The 20,838-nt window shown below is 67.8% G+C and carries 22 protein-coding genes; 11 read left to right on the top strand and 11 right to left on the bottom strand.

Annotated elements, in window-relative coordinates; translation table 11 throughout:
- Window positions 1-27: 27 nt before the first annotated feature.
- The 3 genes from ABZY11_RS12945 to ABZY11_RS12935 all read right to left on the bottom strand — a co-directional run bounded on the left by ABZY11_RS12945 (window position 28) and on the right by ABZY11_RS12935 (window position 2,698).
- On the bottom strand, window positions 28-1,332 hold the full coding sequence (locus tag ABZY11_RS12945; protein ID WP_356479176.1) for a glycosyltransferase family 4 protein: 1,305 nt from the start codon (window positions 1,330-1,332) through the stop codon (window positions 28-30).
- Between the two features lie 22 nt (window positions 1,333-1,354).
- Complete coding sequence (locus tag ABZY11_RS12940) at window positions 1,355-2,359, bottom strand: NAD-dependent epimerase/dehydratase family protein (protein ID WP_356479175.1); 1,005 nt, start codon at window positions 2,357-2,359, stop codon at window positions 1,355-1,357.
- Window positions 2,360-2,518: 159 nt separating this feature from the next.
- Window positions 2,519-2,698, bottom strand: coding sequence for a hypothetical protein (locus ABZY11_RS12935; protein ID WP_356479174.1), 180 nt, complete (start codon window positions 2,696-2,698; stop codon window positions 2,519-2,521).
- Between the two features lie 394 nt (window positions 2,699-3,092).
- On the opposite strand from ABZY11_RS12935, the gene ABZY11_RS12930 reads away from it, so the two are divergent.
- On the top strand, window positions 3,093-4,391 hold the full coding sequence (locus ABZY11_RS12930) for an MFS transporter (RefSeq protein ID WP_356479173.1): 1,299 nt from the start codon (window positions 3,093-3,095) through the stop codon (window positions 4,389-4,391).
- Window positions 4,392-4,763: 372 nt separating this feature from the next.
- A complete protein-coding gene (locus tag ABZY11_RS12925; protein ID WP_356479172.1) occupies window positions 4,764-5,753 on the top strand; it encodes a methyltransferase in 990 nt (329 codons plus the stop codon).
- Between the two features lie 76 nt (window positions 5,754-5,829).
- Here ABZY11_RS12925 and ABZY11_RS12920 read toward each other — a convergent pair whose 3' ends face one another.
- Window positions 5,830-7,116, bottom strand: a complete 1,287-nt coding sequence (locus ABZY11_RS12920) for an MFS transporter (protein ID WP_356479171.1) — start codon at window positions 7,114-7,116, stop codon at window positions 5,830-5,832.
- Window positions 7,117-7,270: 154 nt separating this feature from the next.
- On the opposite strand from ABZY11_RS12920, the gene ABZY11_RS12915 reads away from it, so the two are divergent.
- The 3 genes from ABZY11_RS12915 to ABZY11_RS12905 all read left to right on the top strand — a co-directional run bounded on the left by ABZY11_RS12915 (window position 7,271) and on the right by ABZY11_RS12905 (window position 9,403).
- Window positions 7,271-7,858, top strand: a complete 588-nt coding sequence (locus ABZY11_RS12915) for a helix-turn-helix domain-containing protein (protein WP_356479170.1) — start codon at window positions 7,271-7,273, stop codon at window positions 7,856-7,858.
- Between the two features lie 218 nt (window positions 7,859-8,076).
- Window positions 8,077-8,697: a hypothetical protein gene (locus tag ABZY11_RS12910; protein WP_356479169.1), complete on the top strand. Its 621-nt coding sequence runs from the start codon at window positions 8,077-8,079 to the stop codon at window positions 8,695-8,697.
- Window positions 8,698-9,178: 481 nt separating this feature from the next.
- Window positions 9,179-9,403, top strand: coding sequence for a hypothetical protein (locus ABZY11_RS12905; protein ID WP_326742805.1), 225 nt, complete (start codon window positions 9,179-9,181; stop codon window positions 9,401-9,403).
- A 133-nt stretch (window positions 9,404-9,536) separates the two neighbouring features.
- Here the strand turns inward: ABZY11_RS12905 and ABZY11_RS12900 are convergent, their stop codons facing one another.
- Window positions 9,537-10,211 carry a hypothetical protein gene (locus ABZY11_RS12900; RefSeq protein ID WP_326742806.1) on the bottom strand — a complete coding sequence of 225 codons (675 nt, stop codon included), beginning with the start codon at window positions 10,209-10,211 and terminating at the stop codon, window positions 9,537-9,539.
- A gap of 612 nt (window positions 10,212-10,823) precedes the next feature.
- On the opposite strand from ABZY11_RS12900, the gene ABZY11_RS12895 reads away from it, so the two are divergent.
- From ABZY11_RS12895 to ABZY11_RS12875, 5 genes are all read left to right on the top strand, one after another.
- Window positions 10,824-11,066, top strand: a complete 243-nt coding sequence (locus ABZY11_RS12895; RefSeq protein WP_326742807.1) for a DnaJ C-terminal domain-containing protein — start codon at window positions 10,824-10,826, stop codon at window positions 11,064-11,066.
- Between the two features lie 153 nt (window positions 11,067-11,219).
- Entirely contained in the window at window positions 11,220-11,429 is a 210-nt protein-coding gene (locus ABZY11_RS12890) for a hypothetical protein (protein WP_266773528.1), read from the top strand.
- Complete coding sequence (locus ABZY11_RS12885) at window positions 11,426-12,148, top strand: restriction endonuclease (protein WP_356479168.1); 723 nt, start codon at window positions 11,426-11,428, stop codon at window positions 12,146-12,148. Before ABZY11_RS12890 ends, ABZY11_RS12885 begins: the two co-directional genes overlap by 4 nt.
- A 159-nt stretch (window positions 12,149-12,307) precedes the next feature.
- Window positions 12,308-12,655: a hypothetical protein gene (locus ABZY11_RS12880; protein WP_356479167.1), complete on the top strand. Its 348-nt coding sequence runs from the start codon at window positions 12,308-12,310 to the stop codon at window positions 12,653-12,655.
- 2 nt (window positions 12,656-12,657) lie between these two features.
- Window positions 12,658-12,987: a DUF6233 domain-containing protein gene (locus ABZY11_RS12875; protein WP_356479166.1), complete on the top strand. Its 330-nt coding sequence runs from the start codon at window positions 12,658-12,660 to the stop codon at window positions 12,985-12,987.
- 14 nt (window positions 12,988-13,001) lie between these two features.
- Here ABZY11_RS12875 and ligD read toward each other — a convergent pair whose 3' ends face one another.
- Window positions 13,002-13,928, bottom strand: coding sequence for a non-homologous end-joining DNA ligase (gene ligD, locus ABZY11_RS12870; RefSeq protein ID WP_356479165.1), 927 nt, complete (start codon window positions 13,926-13,928; stop codon window positions 13,002-13,004).
- Window positions 13,929-13,975: 47 nt separating this feature from the next.
- Entirely contained in the window at window positions 13,976-14,923 is a 948-nt protein-coding gene (locus tag ABZY11_RS12865; protein ID WP_356479164.1) for a Ku protein, read from the bottom strand.
- 325 nt (window positions 14,924-15,248) lie between these two features.
- Here ABZY11_RS12865 and ABZY11_RS12860 point away from each other — a divergent pair, with 325 nt between their 5' ends.
- Window positions 15,249-15,953, top strand: a complete 705-nt coding sequence (locus ABZY11_RS12860; protein WP_356479163.1) for an HNH endonuclease family protein — start codon at window positions 15,249-15,251, stop codon at window positions 15,951-15,953.
- Window positions 15,954-16,125: 172 nt separating this feature from the next.
- On the opposite strand, the gene ABZY11_RS12855 is transcribed toward ABZY11_RS12860, so the two are convergent.
- The 4 genes from ABZY11_RS12855 to ABZY11_RS12840 form a co-directional block, all read right to left on the bottom strand.
- Window positions 16,126-16,260: a hypothetical protein gene (locus tag ABZY11_RS12855; protein WP_356479162.1), complete on the bottom strand. Its 135-nt coding sequence runs from the start codon at window positions 16,258-16,260 to the stop codon at window positions 16,126-16,128.
- A 302-nt stretch (window positions 16,261-16,562) separates the two neighbouring features.
- Entirely contained in the window at window positions 16,563-17,627 is a 1,065-nt protein-coding gene (locus tag ABZY11_RS12850; RefSeq protein WP_356479161.1) for an N-6 DNA methylase, read from the bottom strand.
- 181 nt (window positions 17,628-17,808) lie between these two features.
- Window positions 17,809-19,101, bottom strand: a complete 1,293-nt coding sequence (locus ABZY11_RS12845; RefSeq protein WP_356479160.1) for a ParM/StbA family protein — start codon at window positions 19,099-19,101, stop codon at window positions 17,809-17,811.
- Between the two features lie 58 nt (window positions 19,102-19,159).
- On the bottom strand, window positions 19,160-19,579 hold the full coding sequence (locus tag ABZY11_RS12840; RefSeq protein WP_356479159.1) for a hypothetical protein: 420 nt from the start codon (window positions 19,577-19,579) through the stop codon (window positions 19,160-19,162).
- Window positions 19,580-20,838 lie beyond the last annotated feature (1,259 nt).

Here is a 20,838-nt window from a genome sequence, read left to right as displayed (position 1 = left end):
GGACGCCCTTTCCTAGGGTTGGGCGTGTCACGTGTTCTGCCCGACGCGAGCGGTCTCGCTGTCCATCACTGTGAACAATTCGTTGTGCAGATCGCGTAGCAGCCGCTGCTCTCCCGGGTCGCTCTGGTTCAGCAGGCCCAGCTGATCGGCCCGTTGCAGGAGCGTGTCAGCGTGGGTGAGTCCATAGTGCTCCAGCAGGGCGGCCACCGGCTTGGGGTGGCGTGCGAGGTCGAGCGGGCGCGGGCCCTCCTGGCGCACCGACGCGGGCCTGTGCCGGTGTTGTTGGGCCATGCCCTCGATCAACCCCGGCAGGGTTCTCATTGTTTGCTCGTAGCGGGCCCATTCGGGCACCTCGTAGGCAAGCGGACCGGGCCTGGCCAGCACGCGGCGGCAGGCGGCCGCGCAGTCGTCGACATCCACACGGGCGAACTCGTACGGGTTGGCGACCGGGTCCACCGGCTCCGTCAGGAACTCGACCGCAGCCAGTGCTCCGTTGGTGTCATCGACGTAGTACGGGAAGCCGTCCCAGCGCGGCACCACGACGGGCACCCCGCACGCCAGCGCCTCTAGCGGCGACTTTCCGTATGTTTCGAAGACGCTGGTCGCGCAGGACACGAAGAGGTCGGCGGAGCTGTAGAGGTACGCGGTCTGCTTCTTGTCCAGGCGGTGGAAGAGGACGACGTTCTCCATCCGTCCCGCCAGCCGGTTGTAGTAGTGCGGGTCGATGTGAGTCGCCGACAGCACGAGCAGAATGCGTGGGTCTTCCCTGTGCAGGGTGCGTGCGACGGTGAGCAGGGGGGCAAGGCCCTTGTCGTTCATGAAGCGGCCTGTGTACAGCAGGATGGTGCGGTCGAGTGGCAGCCCCAGGTGTTGCCGGGACGCATCACGCGGCAGCGGGCGGTACACGTCTGAGATGCCGAAGGTGCACAGGGCCCGCGCCGGGATGCCAGTGAGGTGCTCATACGCGCGCTGTGCGTGGCGTGAGCCGCACAGGACCAGATCACCGGGGTGTGCGTGAGCAGCGACGAGCAGGAAATAGCACAGGATGTGCAGGGGGTAGGGATTGTTGTGCGGGATCATCAGGGCGGGGCACGAGTAGCCGTCGCGGCGCATGAAGTAAAGCAAGGGGAGCGACTCCGCGTACTCCGCGACCACCACGTCGATCATCGAGAGGTCGCACGACTCCATGAGGGACCGATAGATCTCCTCGAAGTGCTCGTAGGTGTGCTCGTGAGCCGGCAGCAGCCGGATGCGGAAGACGAACGTCGAACCCGCGGGACAGAAGTGCTGGATGTCCTCGGTCGAGTCGGTGAGCGCCAGGACTGTGGTCATGACGGGCGTCACTCCCCTTCGCTCAGCCGCGCCCGAGAGTCTCGAAGTACCGCTGAGCCCCGCTCAGTCGCTGTTGCTGTGGTGCGTCGACCTGACGGGTGGCGGCGACGACACGGCGGACCCCTTCTACCACGTCCACCTCGTGGCGGAAGCCGAGGACCTCGGTGGCGCGTGTGACGTCGGCCCACAGCCGCTCGGCGTAGATGGTGATGGGAACATCCACGCGTTCGGGCCGGACCTCGACGCCGAGCTCGTCACCGATCAGTTTGAGCACCTCGCTGAACGTGGTCTCGATGCCGGTGCCTACGTTGAATTCCTGGGTGGGCAGGTTGGCGGCGAGCGCGGTGCGGAAGGCCCGGCCCGCGTCTTCGACGTAGATGAAGTCCCTGGTCTGGCTGCCGTCTCCCCACAGGACAGGGGTGGCTCCGTGCAACAGGGCCCAGACGAAGAGCGAGATGACGTTGGCGTATCCGCCCTTGCTGAACTCGTCGTGCCCGTACACGCTGAAGGGCCGCATGCCGATGGCGGTGATCCCGTACCGCTCGGAGTACTGGTGGGCTACCTCCTCGTTCCACTTCTTCGACAGCGCCTTCAAGTCCGGCGGGGCAAGCGGCATGTCCTCGGTGTACGGGACGGGGTTGCCCTCGTACACCGCGCTGGTGCTGGCGTAGACGAGTTTGCCAACGTCGTTCCTGCGCATGGCCTCCAGAACGTTGAGGAAGCCATGAGTGGTGACCGACGCGCCGTCGACCGGGTCCTCCTCGTACATCAGAAAGGAGGACGGCGCGGCGAGGTGGAGCACGGCGTCCTGACCCCGGACAGTCTTGAGCAGCAGGTCGAGATCGCGTGTGTCGCCGTCGATCCACTCCACGTTCTGCCGGATGCCCTCGGGTATGTACTCCTGTCCTCCGATCTTGAAGTTGTCGATGGAGGTGACGTCGCAGCCGTCATCGAGCAGGCCCTGGATCATGTTGCGCCCGATGAAGCCCGCGCCGCCCGTGACCAGGACTTTCCTGTACGTGCTCATGTCGCTCCCTTGTCGTCGGTGCCGTTCTCTGTCTCTCGCCGTCCGTCCCCCGTCGCCCGCGATTCGTCGTCCGCACGGACGGTTCGGGGAGTGTGGGTGTGGCCGCTGCCGCCCCGGTGGGAGGGCAGCGGCCACACCGTGTCCGGAGACCGCAACAGGTCAGATCCGGACGAGCTGGTAGACGCCCGTCTCGCCGGCCGACACGTGGGCGGGTGCCCATGCCGTACGGGCGGGTGCCCATGCCGTACGGGCGGGTGCCCATGCCGTACGGGCGGGTGCCCATGCCGTACGGGCGGGTGCCCATGCCGTACGGGCGGGTGTGCAGCTGATGCTATCCATCGCATTCTCCGTTCTGATATTCGAGTGCAGAGACGCGAGTTGACCTGGAAGCGACCGGCGGCATTGCCGAATGAGGCATTCGAAGTTCGCCCCAGATCGCCAGGAAAACAAATCGAGGACACTCTCATTGAACGTGTTGCGTCTCACCGCACTCGCCAGCGGATTCGCCTCGATCCCTATACACCCTGCACAGCCATTGAGGCTAACGTCAACACCTCAAGGCGTCATGAATCCAACGTGGCTTGTTCCGAACTGCCGACATTGCCGCAAGGGCCGTTGACTGTTTCACTCCCGGCAGGGTGGTGCACCCTTACGGAGGACTTCCATGGCGTTAAAAGCTGACCCGCCACGGCCGGCCTCGTGTGCCGCGGCACACAAGATATCCCTGTTCAGCATGGTGGGCACGAGCATCCAGTACTTCGATTTCTTCAGTTACAGCCTTGCCGCAGTTCTGATCTTCCCGGACGTCTTCTTTTCCACTCTGCAAGGTTCGGACGCACTGCTCGTATCGTTCTCGACGGTCGGTGTAGCATTCGTTGCTCGCCCTCTCGGGGCACTCATATTCGGACACTTCGCCGACCGTACGGGAAGGAAGCGAGCGCTGGTTCTATCCCTATTCCTCATGGGATTTAGCACCACTCTCATGGGTGCCCTGCCCTCTTACGCGCAGGCGGGCTGGATCGCCCCTATGATGCTGGTAATTCTGCGCATCGCCCAAGGAATTGCCCTCGGTGCGGAAGGGATGGGTGCGACCGTGCTCGCCATCGAGCACGCGCCACCCTCACAACGGGGATTCCGCTCCGCTTTCCCGGGGGCGGGTGCCTCCCTCGGGTCGCTGGTGGCCAACACCGTGTTCCTGGTGCTCGCCCGCACGCTGAGCCCGGGGCAGCTCGAGGCATGGGGCTGGCGGATCCCGTTCCTGGCCGGGGCGGCGCTGGTCGGTCTGTCTCTGTACGCACGGTTTTCCGTCACCGAGTCTCCGGTGTTCGTCACCGACCGGCCCGGCGGGCGTGCAGAGCATGTACCGCTGCTGGACGTGATGCGCACACAACCGGGAGCACTGCTTCTCGGAGTGGCGGCGCTGGTGGTGGGGAACGTCCTCTACTTCGTCACACACACCTTCGCCCTCGCCTACGGCACCGGCACCCTGGGGGTGGCCAGGGCAGACATGCTCCGGGCGACCCTGGTGGCTCTGGCGGTGCAAACGGTGACCGGATTCGCCTCGGCCGTACTGTCCGACCGGATCGGACGGCGCAGGGTGGCGCTGGCAGGTGCGGCGCTCTGCGGAGCGTGGGCCTTCCCCTTGGTGGCATTGATCCGCATCGGCCAACCCGCCCACATCACCTGGGCCTTCGCCGTCGCCATGCTGGTGTACGGAATCTATTCGGGGCCTCTGGGAGCATTGCTGGCCGGCGTCTTCCCGACCCGATACCGCTTCACCGCGGTCGCACTGGTCTTCAACAGCGGCGTCCTGATCGGCGGGGCGCTCGCACCCGCCGCAGCCGACCGGCTCATGTCGGCGACCGGCTCGCTGTGGGCGGTGGCCTGCATGGTCGCGCTGAGCGCCGTACTGAGCGGGGCCGCGCTCCTGAAACTGACCGAGCGGCATCCAGAACACCTCGGCGAGACCGGGGTCCCGGCCGAGGTGCTGCCTCCGAGGGCGCCGCCGGGCAGGGGTGAGCCGGAACCATGAGCGGGACGGCCACACGGCGTACCGACGGATATTCGCGCGCCGCCGTCGCCATAGCCGCCGCCAACCGCACGGCCACGTCAGTACCACAACAGCGAGGAGGCCCCAATGCAGGACGATCCGATGCAGGAGAGCCCGGTGCCGAAGGAACCGAGGTGCAAAAACGCGTATCCGCTGCCGGACAGCGCGGCACGACCGGAGTCCGAGACAGCGACGACCGGCACTGAGCCTGGCGTACCCAGTCCTGAGATTCCCGAGTCCGGAGCGCGGGACTCCGACCTGACGCCTGCCCCCAAACCGCCCGGAGCCACAACGTTCCACTCCGACCCCAGCGCTGGCCCCGCACCCGACGCAGCCGTCGACCTCGTCGCCCGCATGGCAACCCTCTTCACGCCCTGGGCCCTGCGCGCGGGCGTCACACTCGGCCTCTTCGATCTTGTCGAAACAGGACTCGGCGCCCCAGCCGTCCTCGCCGAACGGGCCGGGGCGGACAAGGACGCCGTGCGACGGCTGTTGCGCCATCTCGCCAACCTCGGGCTGCTCGACCGTGGGCCGGACAACTACCGGCTGACCGCCCTGGGAGCCGTTCTGACTTCCGGGCACCCGTCCGGTCTCGCGCGCGGTCTCGATCAGTCGGATGCATGGGCAGAGGCCGGCGACTTGGCGGTTCCCGGCCTCGTCTCCGCCGTCACCACGGGCCGACCGGCCTGGCCACAGGCTGCAGGGGCACCGTTCTGGCAGAGCCTGGCCGCCGATCCCCGGCTCGCGGCCTCCTTCGATGCGGCCATGTCGGGGCACGCCGACGCCGTGGGGCCATGGCTGGCCACAGCGTGGAACTGGAGCACAGCATCCCACGTCGCGGACGTCGGCGGCGGTACCGGCAGCACCTTGCGCGACATCCTGGTCCGCCATCCCCACCTGCGGGGCACCCTGATCGACCTTCCGGGGACCGTGAGCCGGGCCGAGGCCAAGTTGGGCGGTGACGCGGCGCTGGCGGGGCGCGTGACCTTGAGCCCCGGGAGTTTCTTCGACCCACTGCCTGGCGGCCACGACATCCTCGTCCTGGCCCACGTCCTGCACGACTGGGGCGACGACGACTGCGTCCGGCTGCTGCATCGGTGCGCCGAAGCCGTCGCCGACGGCGGTTCCGTCCTCGTGGTCGATCGAATGGTGGACGAATCCGTCATAGAGGGCCAACTTCCGGTGACTCAAAGGGACTTGGCGATGCTCATCCTGCTGGGGGGCAAGGAGCGCACCGCGGAGGAGTTCCGGATGCTGGGCAAGAAGGCGGGGCTCAGCCTGCGCCGTTCCCCTTTGGCCGCGCCCCATGAGGGGTTGTGCCTCCTGGAGTTCAGCAGCGATTGAGAGGCCGACAGGTGACCACGGCCCCCTGTGGTCATTGCTCCCCGCCCACCCCTGCCACCTCACCGCATTCCGCCCCTCACCGCCGGTGACCCCGCTCCGCCCGCGCGCCGTGTTCCCCCGCGGCGGCGCCCGCCTCCGCCTCCCCGGGTCCGGCGGACGTGTCAGGGGCGTCCATCCCCGGCCCCGGCCGGGCGGAGCGCACGGTCCACCACACGCCCCCGAGCGCGAGTCCAACCAGGATGGCGGCAACAGCCGGTAGGAGACCGGCGTCAACAACCACCAAGGCACCGCCCAGACCTCCGCCGACCGCCGCTCCGACATACGCGGAGCTGCTGTGCAGGGCCATCGCCTGGGTGGCGCCCTCGGGGCCCACCCGGTCAACCATCAGCGCCTGGATGGCGGGGGGTACGGCCCAGGCCGTAGCCGACCACCACATCAGCAGGGCGGCGACAGGCATGATCGAGACCGGACGGGACACCCACAACCCGCAGAACGCGGCCATCCCGGCACAGAAAAGCCCACCGGCCACGACGAGGGCACGCAGCGATCCGTACCGATCCACGAAGCGTCCTGCCAGGCGCGTCCCGAGGAGACCGCCCGCACCGGAGAGCACCAGCAGGAGCGCCAACTGCCGGCGGGTCACGGAGGCAAGGTCCGTCAGGAAGGGTGCGAGGTACGTCTGGAAAGCGAGGTTTCCCGCAACGGTCACCACGGTGACAAGGAGGACAACAAGGATGGTGCCGTTCAGGACGGGGCGCAGCAACTCCCGTACGCCTGCCTTCGGTCCGGCTGCCGCAGAGATGCGGGGTACGGTCCCGAGGGCCAGCAGCAGTGCCGCCGCGCCCAGAGCCCCGGCGAACACGAACGTCGCCCGCCAGCCGGCGGCATCTCCGATGTACGTACCTGCAGGGACGCCGATCAGCACCGCCCCGGTCAGTCCGGTCATGACCATGGCGAGATAGCGGCCACGCCGGTCGGGTGGGGCTGCAGCGGTGGCCGCGGCGAGGGCGGCGGGCAGGACGACGGCCGCGGCGAGCGCCGCGGAGACGCGAAGGCCCATCAGTGCCGGGAAGGAGGTGACGAGCGGGACCACAAGGTTGGTGGCGGCGAACACGGCGAGCGCGCCGCACAAGGCCAGCTTGCGGTCGATCCGCGCGAGCAGCAGTGCCCAAGCAGGGGCGGCCAGTGCGTAAACGAGGGAGTACACGGTCACCAGCTGACCGGCAGCTCCTTCACTGACATGCAGGTCACGGGCAAGGTCGGGGAGGACGCCGATGATGATGAAGTCGTCGGTCTGCACCGCGAAGGCGGCGAGCGTCAACGTACGGAGCCAGAGGGGTGTTTGACGGAAGGACACACTCACCGAATTAAGGTAACAGACGTTTCCCTTATGGGGTGTGAGGCGGGATATGAAACAGTGGCCGCAAGCCGAGGTCCCTGGGTATACCCCCGGAGTCCGCCGAGAAGGGAGGGTCGACGCCGTGCCCAGACCGGTCAACCCGAAACGCCGCCGAGAGGTGCTCGACGCCGTGATCGGGTGTCTCGCCCACACTGGCATCGGCCAGTTCACGCTGCGCGGCGTCGCTGCGGCTCTGGGTCAGAGCACCCGGGTGCTCACGCACCATTTCGCGGACAAGGGGGAACTTCTCGTTGCCGTCATGCGGCGCCTGGACGAACAGCAGCACCACGCGCTACGGACGACCGAGGGGTGGGAGGACCCCGCCGTGCCGGTCAGCGCCGTCGTGCGATCGGCCTGGGAGCGCAATCTGGGCGAGGTGGAACTGCCCATGACGCGGCTGATCCGCGAGATCGAAGGCCTTGCCGCAGCAGGCCGACTACCTGAGGCAGTACCGGACTTCGTTCGGGGGAGGGCAGACTTCGTGGCCTCGTGCCTGACGCTGCGAGGCGTACCTGAGCGGACAGCGCTGATCACGGCAACGATGCTGAATGCCACGTTCGCCGGTCTTCAGGCGGACTACCTCACCACGAGCGACGCCGAGCGAGCACGGGGCGCACTGGACGAACTGTGCCACTGGCTGGACGCGGTGGTGGCGGCGAGGGGGGATAGGCGCGGCGAGGGGACACCGCGACAGTCTGGTTCCTGAACGCCGGGCACCGCATCGGCTGGGTGACCGGCAACGACGTCTATGGCGGCCACCCGAAAGTGACGCCTTGCAAAAGCACGGCCTTTGCCATGTCCTCGCCTTGGCCTGCTCGGCCGATGTGACCACTGGTGCGGGCACGTTCCGTGAGGTGCACAGGTCAGGAAGCTCCCAGAACGGGCCTGCCAGAACACACACGTTGCTACGGGGATACTTCCGGCATGGGTATTGCAGACACATCGATCGCGGCCGTGGCCGCAGTCTTCAGCGGCGTAGCCGCTTTCGCGTCATGGAAGACGGCCAGCGAGGCGAACCGTACAGCTACCGCAGTCGCCCAGATCGAGCGGGACCGCTGGCACAAGGAGATGACGCCGACCGTAGGGCTCGCGGTGACCAACGAGAGAGGCCGGCCTGAACTTCTGGTCGAGTTCAATGGACCCGCTCCGCTCGGGGCGATCAATGAGCTGGAGCTGTCCATCCGCGACGATCGTGACCGTAGCGGTGATCGGACACTCGCGGGCGGAGCAACGCCTGAAGAGCGGGCGCGGACGATCTGGGGCCCCTTCCGCCTCAGTCCCCACATTGACGGAGCCGACGAGCTCGGGCGCAGTGCGGGGACTTTCTCGCTCACACATGGTGAGCAGCGGCGATTCGCCCTTGAAGCATCGAAGCCGCCGCGATGGTACGAAGGCGCAGAGGGTGCCCGGCGATGGCAAGGCGAGTACCAGCACACGCCGCTCCGAGTATGGGTGGTGTGCCGAGTCGACGGCCACAAATCCTGGAAGCTGACTGCCGACCTGATAACGAATGGCATGACACCCGAGTGGGTCCAGGCCCACTGATTTCGCCACCCGTCAGGTAATGAATTGCGAGTATGCCACTGGCATACTCCGTTTGCAGGAAGTTGGTAGCTGTGCGGAGCCCGCGTGCGTAGCATCGGCAGCGTCGTCGTGAGACGCAGGAGCGGGGCCGCCCCCTGAAGGAACGGCCCCGCGGAGCGGTCGCCGGGCTACAGCGGGAGCCGACTGAGTAAGTCGAGCAGCAACTCGACTGCACTCAGGTAGAAGCTCCACGCGGCGTAGTCCGGCGCATCGTCCCACTTCATGATCTGCCTCCTCGACAAGGCCGGGAGAGGCACTTCCTCCCTCCGGCCAGCTGGTCCGGAGGGAATCCCGCGAAGAGGGACACCACGCGATCGCACTCTAAGCGCCGGGGCACAGCCACCCTCTGCCATGCACGAAAGTGCACGTTCGGTGCCCCTTCCTGACCGAGTGCGAAACCGCTGCGATGGCCGGGCTGGATTGTCGGGAGCACGCTTGAGGCATGACCAGCGCTCCGATCACCGTGCACCAGCCCAGCAGCACGGGCGGCCGACGCGTCACCGCGCACACCCACGGCCACGACGAAGTCCTCGGAACCGCCTTCTCCGACCACGACCTCGTCGTCTTCCTCGAAGCCGCCGGCATCCCCGACGCCGACACCGTGCTTGACGACCCCCGCTTCATCGAATGGCGCGGCGGCCACGCCCACGAGTGGAACGCCGGCTAAGGGGGCCACGCGGAGCCGTGCAATTGCACCGCTGCCGAAATGGAATTCGAGCGCGAGCCATGGTGGTACACGCAGGACACCCTCTTCTTCAGCCTCACGTGATGCCGTGGAACCCGCCCGGCGCCGGGCGGGTTCAGCCCCAGGTCTTGCCGCTGACCTGGTCCGGTCCGAAGTAGTGGGAGGTGATGGCGGCGAGCGCTGGTACCGGGCCGCCGTCCAGGCCGAGGTTACCCAGCGCGTGCTTGAAGGTGTGGACCACGCAGGTCCGCACCGGAAGTGTCGGCCCGTCGTCCATGTTCCCGCAGTGGTTGGCGGACAGCGGCCGGTTCTGGGAGCGTGCCAGGGCGAAGCAGGCCAGCGTCGTGCGTTCGTCCTCGTACTGGAAGTAGTCGGTGATCGCCCGGTTGCCGAAGTCCATGTGGGCGAAGACGACGGCGACGTCCTCGTCGCCGTACGGGGCGGCCCGCAGCGCCGGAAGGATGTCGAGCGCCATCTCGCCGGAGGCGAGCAGCCGGGCCTCCTCGTGCGAAGGGCCCCAGGGAGGGGGGTCGTCGTCCGGGTCCTCTGTGTCCCACGGGTACTCCTCGGTCCGCAGCACCGAACCGACGGGAGGCCGGTCCCAGTTGGCCCGCCCGCTGACGCTGCCCCAGTTGAGGCTCGCGTTGACGCAGAGCTTCCCCGCTAGGAGTGCCCACGGGGTCCGGACCACACGCTCGCGCGCCAACTCGACCGCGAGTCGGCCGAACGTCTCCGTCCGCAGGAGAATGGGTGCCGGGGGTGCGATGAAGGCGTCGGTCCAGATTCCCATGTCCTTCTTGTAACAACGGACCACGGCCCGGCGCGACCGTGTTTCCGGGAAACCGGACCGAGCGGGAACGCGAGGCCGCCAGGGAGGAGGCACGCGACATCCGGCGCGAGGCCCGCCAAGCACGGAGCCGGGCGACGTGTCGTTCGGCGAGCACAGCCTGATTACAGCGCGTCGCAGGTCCGCCTAGCCGGCGAACCGACTGCCGTCATCGAGCCCTGCCTTGGGCTGGCCCTGCGGAACGTGCGAAGTGACCGCAGGGCCGAACCGGGAGCACCGTCCTGTCAGGGCACTCACGCCCGACCATACGAGCAACAGCGGTCCACCGCCCGGCAAGCTGCTGCATACGTGCTCCCCCGGGCACCGGTGCAGTCACGATGAGCCCGCATTGCTGCCGAATACCTGTGCAACCTGCTGCCGCGCCCGACCATGTGCACCGGCTGGGTGGGCCGGGGCGGTGACAGGCCGTCTACTCTCATGTGGGGCCGTTCCCGCCCGGTGGTGACCTCACCTCGAAGCCGATGCCACCACCGGGTTCATCGCCGCCCCGCCGCGGCCCGGACGCATGACATCTACGTCAGCCAGGCGGAAGCCACGGACAGCACGATCATCCCTTTGCGGATCACGGTCCATCGGACGTGCCCCGCATGCGCCACCCGGACCGACGAGAGGGCGGCACGGGCCTGCACCACCTGCAAGGGGGAGGGCCGGATCATCCACGAACAGCACACCCACAAGGTCCGCATTCCTGCGGGCATCAGGCAGGGCCAGAAGCTCCGGATCCGCGAACTCGGCGGCCCCGGCGAGCATGGTGGCGCCCCCGGGGACATGTACGCGACCGTGCACGTCGACGACTGATCCGCCGCGCGGTATTCGGCCAGGGCCTAATGGCTTTGTGCCATTCGACGGCAACCCGCCTCCAACATCACCACGGCCCCGCTACACAAGAGGGTGGGGCGGCACAGCGGCCTCATTTGTGTTCTTGGCCGGTCGTGCGGGAGGTCTGGGCGGTTGCTGACCATCAACGTTGCTGTGCTGCTCGTAGTCGTTGTCTTCCTCCGGCTGCGCCGGCGGACTGAGGCTCGCAGCCGCTTCGACGAGAAGATGACCGTCGTCATCGTCCTGGCGCTCGGGATCCTGCTGGCCCCGACCCCGGTGGGCCAGGGCATCCTGAGCTTCCTGGGGCAGGTCGCGAGCGGCGTGACACAGGCCAGCCGGTGAGCCCCCGCAGGCGCCGGCCCGCGGCGGCCAGGCGCTCCCCGGTACGGCGGCGTACCCGTAGGCGCGGCAGGCGGCAGCGTGCGGATGACCGGCTGGTCGTGCTCCTCGTGGTCGCGGTTCTGGCCGTTGCCGTGGTGGTGGCCGTGGTCAACTGGCTGCTGGTGCACTGGTGGGTTCTGGTCGCCATCGGTGTCCTGGCTGTGCTGGGTGGTGGTGTCTGGCTCCATCAGAAGCAGCAGCGGGCACGGTGGGAAGCGGTCCGTACACAGGGCCTGCGCTACGGGCTGACACAGCTGGACAGCCTGCACCATGCCCGGTTCGAGGACGCGGTGCGGGAGCTGATGCACCGTGACGGCTGCCAGGACGCGGTCCGCGTCGGGGGCGCCGGCGACCTGGGCGCCGACGTGAAGGCCACCGATCCCTACGGACGGCGCTGGGTCATCCAGTGCAAACACCGCCGCAACGGCCTCGCCGGCTCCGCCGTCGGCACCCCGGACCTCCAGGTCCTCAACGGCACCGCCCGCCAGGTCCACGGCGCCGACATCGCGGTGATCGTCACCAACGGCCGCGTCACGGCCCCGGCCGTCACCTTCGCCAAACAGCAGCGCCTCCACGTCGTCGACCGCGACACCCTCGGCACGTGGGCAGCAGGCTCACGCCCCCTGTGGGAACTCCTCCGCGCCGTCCCACCACCCCGCAAGCCGACCTCGCTCTCCTGAAGCCGCGAGGCCGTGCTGGCGGGATTCGGTCCATGGCGCTTCCTCACGAACCGCGCCGTCGGGACCGAGGGCGGCCCGGTCTAGACCTGATGATGCCTGTTTTGTGCGGTTTCGGCGCGTCATTCGCATCCGAAATTCGAACAGATGTACCCTTATGGCGTGCCGAAAACCTTCCCTTTCCCGCAAGACCTCCTCGACGCCCAGGTCGCCCTCCACGAGACCCGCACCGCGTACGAGAAGTACGCCAAGACCCTGCCGTGGTCGGCCGAGCCGATGCCCGGCTGGGAGGGCGACAAACAGCTGCACTCCTCCTACCGGTCCCACAAAGAGGACTCTCCCGGATCCACGGAAGAGCAGGCCACAGAAGTCCGACGCTTCCAGGACGAGCTGCGCCGGCTGAGCGCCGAGGTGATGACGCACCCGTACTGGTCGACACTGAGCGAGGACGTGGTCGCGGCACGCATGGCGTTGAAGCACGCCCACGAGCACGAGCCGGCCGAGGCGTAGCCATGCCCGGCGGCATATCCGACCTGGACAAGAACCGGACCCTGGCCGACTGGCTGGAGTGGCAGCTCCGCCAGGTCAAGGGGCGGATCCGGGAACTGGAAATCAAAGAGCAACAGGAGCAGCGCCGCCGGGAGCAGGCGCATGCCGCGCTGCGGTGGAAGATCCAACCGCAGAGGTCATCGTCGGCGGCTCTGGTACACCGCGGGGACTGCGCCTTGTATCCGGTCGAGGGCGGGTTCCTCGACCGTGAGGAGGCGTTGATCGCCTTGGCGGAGCCGGACATCGAGCCGTGCCAGATCTGTAACCCGCAGACGGGATTGCAACCTCAGTAGAGGACGCGCCGGGGTCAGGTGATGTCGTCCGGTGCGAGGTCGGGGCGCAGCCGGTGCCATGAAGGGTGTCGCAGCAGTCCCGCCCGGGTCCTGGTCGCGTACCGGACCTCGCCGACCAGACGCGGAAGCACCCACCGCGCGCCGGCCACGCTCGGCACCTTGTCGAAAGGGCACTCGTCGATCGCGGCGGCTTCGAGCAGTTCGGCGAGCGTGGCGCGTTCGTTGTCGCTCCATCCGGTGCCGACGCTGCCCACGTACCGCAGGCCGCCGCTGTGCCGTTCGCCTACCAGCAGTGCGCCGGGCAGACCGGCGAGCCGGCCGCGGCCGGGTACCCACCCGCCCACGATCACATCAATGGTCCGGACGTGCCGGATCTTGACCCACGAGCGGGACCTGACCCCGGGCTCGTACACAGACGCAAGCCGCTTCGCGACCACACCCTCCAGCCCCGCGGTCCGGGTCATCTCCAGGGCCTGCGCCCCGTGCCCGACGACCGCCGCGGGCGTCGACCAGTGCTCCCCGTCGAGCCCCAGGCCCTCCAGGAGGGCGCGGCGCTCGGTGTACGGCAGCCCGGTCAGACGGTGGCCGTCCAGATACACGGCATCGAACAGGACCAGATGCGCCGGCACCACCTGGGTCATCCGGGCCGCCTTCGCCGCCGAGGCCAGGCCCATACGGGACTGCAGCCGCTCGAAGTCACTGCGCCCTTCGTCGTCGAGTGCGACAATCTCGCCGTCCAGGACTGCGGGCCGGCCGAGCAGGGACCCGAGCTCTGCGAGCTCCGGGTAGACGGCGCTGATGTCTGCCCCGGACCGGGACCGCAGGACCGTGCTCCCGTCACCGGGCAGGTAGACCATGGCCCGCAGCCCGTCCTGCTTCACCTCGAACGCCCACCGGCCCTCCACGGCCGCGGGCGGCAGACTTCCCGCGGTGGCGAGCATCGGAGCGATCCGCGGCAACCCCATGACCATCCCGCCCGGGCGTCCGTTCAGGACGCGCTGCGCTTCTTCCCGGCAGCAGTCTTCTTCGTTGTGGTCTTCTTCGCCGTGCGCTTCCCGGCTGTGGTCTTCCTGGCCGTGGCGGCTTTCTTCTTGGCCGGGGTCTTTTTGCGTGGCTGCATCGTGTGGACGGTGGCGTCCTGGCCGCTGTGCTCGCCGCGGCTCTCCTTGGCCGCCTTGACGGAGGCGTTCAGGGCGGCCATCAGGTCGACGACCTTCCCGGTCTCCCGCTCCTCGCCCTCGGCCGGCTCCGGGAGCTCGGTGCCCTCGGCCTTCGCCTCGATCAGTTCCTCCAGGGCGTCGCGGTACTCGTCCCGGAAACCGGAGATGTCGTCGAGGGCCATGGTGTCGGTGAGCTGGACGGCCCGCTCGATCTCCTCGTCGTCCAGGTCGATGTCCCTGGGCTTGAGGGAGTCGGGGCTGCGGATCTCGTCGGGCCACCGCATCGCGTGCAGCACGATCGCGTCATCCCGCACCCGGAGCAGCCCGAGCCTTTCGCGGTTGTGCCACGCGAATTTGGCGACCGCGACTTTGTCGGAGCGTTCCAGCGCCTTGCGGAGCAGGGTGTACGGCTTCGCCGCGACCTGTCCGTCGATCGCGAGGTAGTAGCTGTCGCTGATCCGGATCGGGTCGATGCTGTCTGCGTCGACGAAAGCGACGATCTCGATGGCCTTCGCGGTGGGCAGGGGCATCTCGTCGAGTTCTTCGTCGGTGACCGGGACGAGCTCGTCCTTGGTGAGCTCGTAGCCCTTGCCGATCTCCTCCTGCGGCACGACCTCGTCGTCGATCGAGCAGATCTTGCGGGTGCGGACCCGGCCCATGTCCTCCAGATGGACCTGGTGGAAGCGGATCGCATGGTCCTCGGTCGCGCTGACGACCTTGATCGGGATGGTGACCAGGCCAAAGGAAATGGCTCCGGTCCACAAGGGCCGCGGCATCCGTACCTCCAGGCCCCCCTGGCGGGTAGTGGGACGGGAAGCGGACCAGCGCGCCAGGAAGGCGCGCTGACCCCGCGCGCAGACAGGGACGCGGTCGGGCCACCCGTACCTCGATCTTTGTGCCGGGCGGAAGTGATCGCATCACGAAGACGCCGGCCCGGGGCCGCGGGCGGCCTTGTGCACGAGCAGGGATCAAGGCCGGCCCGGTGGACCGGAACTGCCCGCGGCCCGCCCGCCACACACCCGGTACGACTTCCCACCCACGCGGGTGACACCAGCCAGGCAGCAACGATTCTCCGCCGTCCGGGGCCGGAGCATGATCGGCATGACTCGTCATCCGCTGCGCCGCACCGCGCTCCTCACTGCCATTTCGGCGCTCGCCGGGCTCGTGCTGACCGCCGCCCCGGTCACCGCCACCGCGGTCGGCCCCCATACCTCCGCCCACAAGGCCACCGCCGGCCAGGCACCGTCCCTCCGGGAGCTCCCCGAACCGCCGGACGCGGTCAAGGCCCGAGAGCTCCTCGCGGACCTGGTCGTGACCGGCGAGGACGACGTCCCCGGGTACTCCCGGGCGAAGTTCCCGCACTGGATCACCCAGCACGGAACCTGTGACACCCGCGAGGTCGTGCTCCAGCGCGACGGCCAGGACGTGGTCCAGGACGACCAGTGTCGCGCCGTGTCCGGTACCTGGTACTCCGAGTACGACGGCAAGACGATCACTTCCGCCTCCGGCATCGACATCGACCACGTCGTCCCTCTCAAGGAAGCCTGGCGTTCCGGCGCATCGCAGTGGACGACGCCCGAGCGGCGCGCCTTCGCGAACGACCTGGTCGACTCGCAGTTGATCGCGGTGTCGGCGGGCAGTAACCGGGGGAAGGGTGACAAGGATCCGGGGAACTGGAAGCCGCCGCTGCAGTCGTACTGGTGCACCTACAGCCGCGCCTGGATCAGCGTGAAGGCCCACTACCAGCTCACCGCCAACCCCGCCGAGGCCGCAGCCCTGTCCGGGATGCTCGACACCTGCGCCTGACCGCGCGAGAGCCCCGGCGGATCACCCTGAGTTCTAGCGGTTGTCGCAACACCTCAGTTCAAAGGGTGCGATGGACTTCGAGACCCGCAAGAACAGGACACCGGGGGCGGCAAGCTGAGGGGAGGGCGGGACACCCGATAGCGTCCGGTCCCGCCGTGGTGGCGCCGGAAGGTCAACCGGCCGGAGTGACCGTCCACCCGAGACGCTCACACAGCCCGAGGACCGTCCGGCGCACATCCGGGGCGCCCTTGAACGTGTGGGCGCGCCCGTGATCGAAGCACCACGCGTGGATGTCTGCCGTGCCCATGTCGTCAGCTCTCCTTCGAGTACGTGAACGGATGCCGCCGACGGCACGAACCGGCTGCAGGCACGGTCTGATCGTCGACGGGGCGTAGCCGGAACGCGAACTGCAAGGGCAGACTGACGGCGGCCCTGCGCCGCCCGGGTAGGGGCCAGCCGACTCGTCGTGCGGGCCCACGTGCGGGAACTGGTCCGATGGGCGGATCCGCGCGCGACCGCGTTCTTCTTCCGCTCCGCGCCGGCCGCGGCCTGGCCGCTGCCGGCGTACCCGTGCGCCTTTCCCTCACGAGGAGGGCGCGGACCTGGTCCTCAAGCGGCATGCCGGCGCGTGCAGCGAGACTCGGCGGAGTCTTGCAGCGCCCTGCTGAGCAGCTTCTGTGCCCCGCCGACGGACTGGACCAGGCGGAGCTTCTGACCCCAACCGCCCAGGACATGAGCGGGAGTGGGCCACGAGTCGAACGTTCGCAGCGTGAGCGTGTCGCGGCGCTGCACCACCGCGGGGATGTGCAGCAGCGTCAGATGGATGTAGATCATGTGTATGGCCTGGGGAGCTATGTCCTCCGCCGTCACGTGCAGCTGCGTCTGGGGGTTCAGACCGTGCTCTAGCATCGCCTGCGACACAGCGACGCTGAATGAGCTGGCGCCGCAGGCGGGCTCGTACAGATCAGCGAAGCCGTGTGTCTGCACATGCTCGATCACCGACTCGATCTGCATCTGGGCCATCAACTCCGCGACGTCGTAAGGCGTGTAGAACTGACCGAGCCGCTCGTTGCCGATCTCCAGCTCCATGTAGAGGCGGCCGAGCACGTCGCAGGGATCCCGGTCCATCTCCTCGATGACGAGCGCGAGGGCCTGGGCGAAGCGGTTCAGCGACGCACGGTCGTAGCGGCCGGCCGTCCGGAGGTACTGCGCCTCGCGCTTGTCACGGCCGCAGTAGTCCACAGCATTGCGGATAGCCAGCGCGGCCATTTCGACGAAATCCTCGAAGACCTGACTCATCCGCGCCGCGCCGGTGTTCGCGTCGAGCAGTTTCACGATCTTCCGGTAGTCGCTCATGTATCCCAACCCGATGTTGTTGTCCGGACCGCCCGTGAAGAGGGCAGCAGCGATAGCGGGGATCGCGAGTGCCTCGCGTTCCTGGTAGTTGTCGTAGAGAGGGCGGCTGGAGCCGTCGGCCAAATAGAGGAAGCGGACCTCGGTGAACGTAGCCATCTCGGCGCTCACCAGAGCGAGTTGGGCCTCAAGGCAGGTCTTAACCCGTGTCAGGCGACAGGCTCGGCCTGGGCACGACTCGCGCTCCACCTTGGTGCCCGACTTGAGTCGCCCGGCGTCCTCCTCGGCCAGCAGCAGTCGGCGCATCGTGTCGACGTTCACCAGAAGGGCGGAAGAGCGCTGTCCGTGTTGCGTCCGGAACACGAGGCCCCAGGGGCCGCGGGAGCGCCGCCGTCGTAGTCGACGGCGATCCGCGCAGCATGGTGCTCCGAGAACAGAGTCTGCATCTCGCAGACCGTCTGGGCCGCCGAGACCCTCCTCGTGTGGTTGACCGGAGCGGCCGCTAGGCCGCCTTCTTCTTGGTCCCGTCCTGCGCGGCGCTGGCCTGCTGCTCGACGTGGCGCGCCGCGATGTACAGGCCCTCGCGGTTCAGGTGCCGCGAGTAGCTCGAGTCGAGGTAGAGCACCGGCACGTCGCCCGCGGCCTTGAGCAGCGCCGGGTGCAGCAGGTGCTTGATCGGGCCCGAGCCGCCGCCGTAGACGTAGACGACCTCGGTCGTCGCGCCGGCCTGGGAGAGGACGTCGCCGAAAGAGGAGACGATCTCGTCGACCAGGTAGCTGGCCTCGTCCTCGACGAAGCCGGCGGCGCGCCGGTGACGGTTCTTCACCAGCACAGACGGCTCCGCGTGGAGGAAATCCGCCAGCTGCTTGCGCGAGGAGAACTGCAGCGCGGCGTCCGACTCGCTCATGCGCTCCATGGCGTTCATCAGCGCGGTGCCGTAGCCCTCGTCGAGCGTGGCAGCCGCCTCAGGGTTGAACCGGCCGTCGGTGAAGACCGGGAAATTCACGGTGCCTTCGCCGACGTCGACGCCGATGGTGTGCTGGACCGCCACCAGGTCGGAAGCCGAGACGCCCTCGACGACGGACGCGTCACGGGCGCGCAGGTCATCCAGAAGAGCCTGCGCGAGCGGCTCGCCCTTGTCAGTGATGGCGAACTGCGCGGAGGCACCCTCGGCCATCACCTGGACGTCGACAAACTGCAGGCGCACCGAGACTGGAGTGCTGAAGTTCTTGATCGTCACCAGGTGCACCGCGGGGTCTGCGTTGCCCAGGAGGCCGATGAACTCGGCGGCGTAGGCGTGGCGGCGCGCCACAAACTCAGAGATCGGCAGCGCCAGGCCGGCGCGCACCTGCACGCGCAGCTCCTGCTTGGGCAGCGCGCCGTTCTCGCGGACGTAGTCGCGCAGGGCCTTCGCAGCGAAGACGCCCAGGACCAGGACCTTGCTCAGCTCCTGATCGGCCTTGGAGTGCTTGCCCAGCACCTCGAACTCGGTGAACTTCGAGCCGCGCACGGACAGCGCCGCGCGGCCGAAAATCCGGCGGTCCGACGCTGCCACCAGGGGAGTGGTGAGCGAGCAGTCGATCTGGTTGTAGAAGTCACCGGCCATCACAGTGGCCGCGTCCGCGTCGGGCAGCGGCACCTTCGGCGAGGTGCGGGAAGTGGAGACGACCGCGCTGGGCAGATCGATCTCGTCGAAGGTGCCCTGCTTCGTGTTCTGGATGACGCCCTTGACGTAGCCGTTGCCGACGTCGATGCCGCCGGTGAGCGTGATGATGTCGTTGCTATTGGTGCTCATGAATTCAATCCCTCGGTGTCTGTGTTGTCTGCCTGGAAAGTGGTAGTCACCGCGTCGCTCAGCGCCGAGTGCTCGCCATGATTTCGTCGATGGATGCCTGCTTCGGCGGCTCTGTTGCTGCTGCGCTGAGCGCGGGCACTGTGCTCGCTACGGGCTCCTCGACCGATGCGGGAACTGGCTCGGGCTGGGCTTCCGGCGCTGGCGCTGCCGTCTCGACGATGGCCTCGGCGGTGACCGCAGGCTGTGCCTGTACCGGTCCGGCGACCGGACGGCGATCGGCCATTGCCTCGTCGTCTTCGCGCTGCTCGGTCATCTCCAGCGGCGGCCGGCCGCGACGCGGCAGCTGCTCGACCGGCTTGTAGAAGACGTCGATGTATCCGTCGCGCTGAATGGACTCTCGAATGAGCAGTCGCAGCGACTGCGAGATGTTCTCCTGCTGATCGAGCCACTCGATCACCGAGGTGTCGGCGGCGGGCACGGTCCAGCGGACCTTGCGAGGTTCACCCGATTGATTCGCCATTGCACTCACCTCGCCCTGCCACTCGCTCCTGTACCTCATCCGGTCGTTCGCCGGATGTCTCTCGCTCTTTCATATGGACTCACCGCCCTTTGCGTTTCCTCTCGAATGCGAATCGACGCGGGTCCACTTTAGTGTCCCTGTCGAGTCCTGTGCAAGTCCCATTCGATACGCAAGAGAGGTGCCATTCGAGCCCCTATCGAGTACTGGTAGAGACACTTGTGAGACACCCCCCGTGCCTCCACCTGGGGCGACCGCACGCAGGCCGCCGGCATCGTGCGCCGTTGCGCCTCACCTACGACGCGGCAAGTGCTCACGCGGGACACCTGCGAGACACCCGCGGTCACAGCACTGATCCCGAGGAGCTGCATTGGAGTACGGATGAGGCACCATTGGCGTCCCGGTCGTGTCTCCTGGGAGACGCCACCCGGCATCCCTGCACAGGTGAGTCCTCCGAAGGTTCTGTGTGCGACGCCAGTGCGGCACTGTCGGGGCGCGCGCGAGACGCTGTGAGGACGTGCGCAGAACTCCAAGAGGTACACCGGCATCAGTCGGCGTCTTATCGATGTCCCCGTCGAGTCTCCTTCGTGTACCGATGAGTCACCTCGCAGGCGCGAGGGAGGCGCTGTTTCATGGGGCCGAAAAGCCTGTCTGTGCCCCTTGCCGAAGCCCGTCGGCGGGCTTCGGCAGCGCAGCCACGGAACGCCGGCGGAGCGAGATCGGCACAGCCGCCGGCGAGCCGCCGACACGGTGATGGCACGGCGCTGGTGCGACGGTCGGTACGGGGATGTCATCGGGCCGTCATGGTCGCGCAAAGGAGAGCAGAGGGAGAAGGAGCGAAGGGGGAGAAGTCCCCCGCACACAGCGAGCGTGCGAGAACGACTTGCTTCCGCAACAAAGGCCCGTGGGGTAGAGGAAGAGCAGAGGCATTTACTGCGGAAGCAGCCCCTAGTAGCAATACCGGTGATTTAGGTGTTTTTCTGGCGTTTGCTGGCGGGTTTGGTGGGCGGGATGAGTGTGACTGTTCTGGCTGGTGGTCGGGGTGGGTTGCGGTGGTGGGTGTGTTTGAGGTGCCAGTTGGACATCTTGCGTTTGATGACACGGGGGTTGGAGCGTTGCCTGCGTGGTGGCAGGAGTCGTTCCAGCAGCTCACGGATGGTGTGGGTCAGGGCTCGACTGAGTCGTGAGGGGGGAAAGTGCCGCCTGGTCGGTGACGTGGC

Origin of the sequence: Streptomyces sp. NPDC006510 (genome assembly GCF_040611955.1) — a bacterium.
Lineage (GTDB): Bacteria > Actinomycetota > Actinomycetes > Streptomycetales > Streptomycetaceae > Streptomyces.
The sequence above is the reverse complement of the archived record's forward strand: the minus strand, read 5'-3'. Positions and strand labels throughout refer to the sequence as shown.

Coding starts and splice junctions, on each gene's coding strand:
- ABZY11_RS12945 (WP_356479176.1), bottom strand. CDS start 1,332: ATGACCACAGTCCTGGCGCTCACCGACTCGACCGAGGACATCCAGCAC.
- ABZY11_RS12940 (WP_356479175.1), bottom strand. CDS start 2,359: ATGAGCACGTACAGGAAAGTCCTGGTCACGGGCGGCGCGGGCTTCATC.
- ABZY11_RS12935 (WP_356479174.1), bottom strand. CDS start 2,698: ATGGATAGCATCAGCTGCACACCCGCCCGTACGGCATGGGCACCCGCC.
- ABZY11_RS12930 (WP_356479173.1), top strand. CDS start 3,093: ATGGTGGGCACGAGCATCCAGTACTTCGATTTCTTCAGTTACAGCCTT.
- ABZY11_RS12925 (WP_356479172.1), top strand. CDS start 4,764: ATGGCAACCCTCTTCACGCCCTGGGCCCTGCGCGCGGGCGTCACACTC.
- ABZY11_RS12910 (WP_356479169.1), top strand. CDS start 8,077: ATGGGTATTGCAGACACATCGATCGCGGCCGTGGCCGCAGTCTTCAGC.
- ABZY11_RS12905 (WP_326742805.1), top strand. CDS start 9,179: ATGACCAGCGCTCCGATCACCGTGCACCAGCCCAGCAGCACGGGCGGC.
- ABZY11_RS12900 (WP_326742806.1), bottom strand. CDS start 10,211: ATGGGAATCTGGACCGACGCCTTCATCGCACCCCCGGCACCCATTCTC.
- ABZY11_RS12875 (WP_356479166.1), top strand. CDS start 12,658: ATGCCCGGCGGCATATCCGACCTGGACAAGAACCGGACCCTGGCCGAC.
- ligD (WP_356479165.1), bottom strand. CDS start 13,928: ATGCTCGCCACCGCGGGAAGTCTGCCGCCCGCGGCCGTGGAGGGCCGG.
- ABZY11_RS12865 (WP_356479164.1), bottom strand. CDS start 14,923: ATGCCGCGGCCCTTGTGGACCGGAGCCATTTCCTTTGGCCTGGTCACC.
- ABZY11_RS12860 (WP_356479163.1), top strand. CDS start 15,249: ATGACTCGTCATCCGCTGCGCCGCACCGCGCTCCTCACTGCCATTTCG.
- ABZY11_RS12855 (WP_356479162.1), bottom strand. CDS start 16,260: ATGGGCACGGCAGACATCCACGCGTGGTGCTTCGATCACGGGCGCGCC.
- ABZY11_RS12845 (WP_356479160.1), bottom strand. CDS start 19,101: ATGAGCACCAATAGCAACGACATCATCACGCTCACCGGCGGCATCGAC.